This is a genomic window from Sphaerobacter sp. (assembly GCF_019683595.1).
In the GTDB taxonomy this organism is placed as follows: Bacteria; Chloroflexota; Chloroflexia; order Thermomicrobiales; family Thermomicrobiaceae; genus Sphaerobacter.
In genome coordinates, this window is sequence record NZ_JADGHZ010000287.1 from 1 (window position 1) to 3,172 (window position 3,172).

A 3,172-nucleotide genomic window follows, 5' to 3' on the forward strand; every position below is an offset into this window, starting at 1 on the left:
CCTCCGGGTCGTGGCCGGCGGCAGCGAGGGTGATACGCCGCAGTTCGGCCAGGCGCTCGCCGATCAGCACGAAGTCGATCGCACCGCGGACCGAGGCGCCCATCCGCAGGTCGGGGTGCTGGCGGGTTCGCCGGACGACCTCCACGGCGAACGCCACCAGCCACGGATCGCGACTACCAGTGCGGCGGGCCACGATCTCCCGCTCCTCGGCGGCAGTCTGGTAGTCGAGCCGGACGCGGCAGAGCCGGTCGGCCACCGCACCGCTGAGCCGGCCGGTCCCGATGTTGTCGAACGGGTTCATGGCCGCGATGACCCGGAAGCCGGGGGCTGCCTGGACGGTTCCGACGCGCGGGATGGTGATCTCCCGCTCGGCCATGGCCGCCAGCAGGGTGTTCAGCGTGTCCTCCGGCACGCGGTTGAACTCCTCAATATAGAGGAAGCCACCGTCGCGCATCGCCAGGGGCAGCGGGCCGTGGACAAAGGTGTCGGCGGTGAAGTCGTCCTGGAGGACGCGCGAGGGAGCATGGTGGCCGACCAGCTTGGCGGGCGTCAGGTCGGCATTCCCCTCGACGAAGTGGAGCGGGATCTGGTCGGCCGCCGTGATCACGCGGAGGATGGTCGACTTGCTGGTGCCCGGCGGCCCCTCCAGCAGCAGATCGCGCCCGACGATCTCCTGCTCGATCCTGGCATACAGCCGCTGGATGTCCATGGCGTTTCCGACCCCTGGGCGCCGCCCGCTTCACGCGCACCGGCCCGACTCGGACGGTGCCGGGAGATGCGCCATCTCCCGGCAGTCTCCGCTGTCTGAGGGCGTCTTTCGTCGGTCGGCGGACCGTGCACCCCAGAGGGGCAGTGCCACAGGTCCAGCCGACCGGCGTCCACGACCCTACTGGTAGCGGATCACACCACGGATGTTGCGGCCCTCAAGCATGTCCTGATAGGCCTCGTTGATCTGGTCAAGGGTGTAGGTCTTGGTAATCAGCTCGTCAATCTTGAGCATCCCCGACCGGTAGAGCTCGATGTACTTCGGCAGCTCTGCCCGCATGTTGGTGGTGCCGAATAGACACCCGAGCACTTCCTTCTGGAATAGGACCAACTCGTGCGGCGGCACATTAATGTGATCCGCGTCGGCGGGAGCGACGCCGACGACCACAGTCCGGCCACCCTTCCGCGTCGCCTTGAAGGCGGTACCGACGTCTTCCGGCGTCACCACACCAACGGTGACAATCGCCTTGTCGGCGCCGACACCGTTGGTGAGCTCCATAATACGGGCGACCGCGTCTTCCTTGCTGTTGTTGATCGTGTGGGTCGCGCCCATCTCCTCGGCCATCTCGAGCTTGAAGTCGACCGGGTCAACCGCGATGACCTTGGACGCGCCCTTGACCGCCGCACCCTGCACAGCGTTGATGCCGACGCCGCCGATGCCGAAGATGACGACTGTCTCACCCGGCTGGACATCGGCCCGGTTGATGGCAGCACCGAAGCCGGTGGGCACGCCGCAGGCGACCAGGCAGAGCTTGTCCAACGGCAGATCCTTCGAGACCGGAATGACCGATGCAGCGGGGCACACCGTCCACTCGCTGAAGGTGCCGAGTAAGCACATCTGCCCGATGCCCTCGCCGTCCTTGGTGTGCATGCGGAAGGTGCCGTCGAGCTGCTGCCCCTGGGCGATGTGTGCGCCGAGATCGCACAGCATCGTCAGACCCGACGTGCACCAGCGGCACTTCCCACAGGACGGGATGAACGTCAGGATGACATGGTCACCGGGCTTGACGTCCGTCACGCCGGGTCCGACCTTCTCCACAACGCCTGCGCCCTCATGGCCGCCGACGACGGGGAAGTTCATCGGGATATCCCCGGTAACGAGGTGCCAGTCCGAGTGGCAGAGGCCGGTTGCGACGAGGCGGACGAGAACTTCTCCCTCCTTGGGATCGTCCAGCTCGATCTCCTCGACCCGAAACGGCTCGTTAAGGCCGTACAGGACCGCGGCACGAGTCTTCATGGCAGCCTCCCTCGCCTCCGACTCCCATCTCCCGTAGGAGACAGTGGTCCCACTATTACACTGGACGGTACGAGGGCAGTATAGGAAGAACCTGGAAAAGCGTCAAGCCGCGTCCATCACGCGAAGCAGGCCAGCAGAAACCACACTCGGCGTCCTACGGACGCCGGCTTGGTGCCGTGGAAAAGCCGGCATCTCGCCGGTCCCCTCGTCCACGAGTGTGAGGAACGCGAGGCGGCAAGATGCCGGCGCTCATCGAGAGGTCGTGCGCAGTCAGCCGGTCAGGACGGCTCGGGCGCGATCCCGGCGCGCTGGGCACGCTGCCGCGCCTGCTCGGGCGACAGGCCCCGGGTGAAATCCGGCGGGATGTACAACACGTCGGGGTCCAGGTCACGGACCGAAGCCCGCCCGATGCCGATGAGCGTCGTGTCGATCCCGTTGCGCAGGATGTCGAGGACGTTGCGCACCCCGGCCTCGCCGTTGGCCGCCAACCCCCAGAGGTAAGCACGCCCGATCATGACCGCCCGCGCACCCAGCGCGAGCGCCTTGACCACGTCGCTGCCGCGCCGGATCCCGCCGTCGAGCAGCACCTCGATCTGGTCGCCGACGGCCTCCACGATGGCAGGCAGCGCGCGGATCGACGCGGGCGTGCCGTCGAGAGTGTTGCCCCCATGGTTGGAGACGGAGATGGCGTCCGCGCCGATCTCCACCGCGCGCCGGGCATCCTCGGGGAGCATGACGCCCTTGATGATGAACGGCCCGTCCCACTGCTTGCGCAGCCAAGCGATGTCCTCCCAGGTCGGGAGCGGCGTCTGCATCCAGGTCGCGTAGGCACCGAAGAAGGTAGGCGCGGGCTTTCCGGGCAGGGCGAGGTTCGGGACCGTCAGGTCCGGTAGCCCGCCGCGGCGGAGGAAGGACAGGGTCCAGCGCGGGTGGGTGATGCCCTGCGGGGCGTACCGCAGCAGCGCCTCCAGGTTGAGCCGCTCCGGAATCCACGGGCTCCCCCAGTCGCGCCGCGTGTCGAACGACCAGTCGAGCGTCACGATCAGGCCCTTGGCGCCGGCCCGCTTGGCTCGGTCGAGGTAGTGGAGCATGTCGTCGCGGCTGCCCAGCCAGTAGATCTGGAAGAACGTCCGCGGGTTGGCCGCCACGACCTCCTCGATCGGCTTGCTG

Annotated in this window: 3 protein-coding genes; all 3 read right to left on the bottom strand. The window is 67.5% G+C overall.

All coding sequences use genetic code 11. The annotated features are described in order from the left end of the window. Positions 1-709: MoxR family ATPase (locus IRZ30_RS16695; protein WP_294086806.1), on the bottom strand; the 709-nt coding region annotated here is incomplete at its 3' end. 177 nt (positions 710-886) lie between these two features. Next, positions 887-2,002: an NDMA-dependent alcohol dehydrogenase gene (locus IRZ30_RS16700; RefSeq protein ID WP_294086808.1), complete on the bottom strand. Its 1,116-nt coding sequence runs from the start codon at positions 2,000-2,002 to the stop codon at positions 887-889. Between the two features lie 278 nt (positions 2,003-2,280). Further along, positions 2,281-3,172 (bottom strand): pre-mycofactocin synthase MftD (gene mftD / locus IRZ30_RS16705; protein ID WP_294086810.1); only part of this gene is annotated, 892 nt, incomplete at its 5' end.

Excerpts from the sequence above, each read along its gene's own strand:
- IRZ30_RS16700 (WP_294086808.1), bottom strand. The coding sequence starts at position 2,002 with ATGAAGACTCGTGCCGCGGTCCTGTACGGCCTTAACGAGCCGTTTCGG.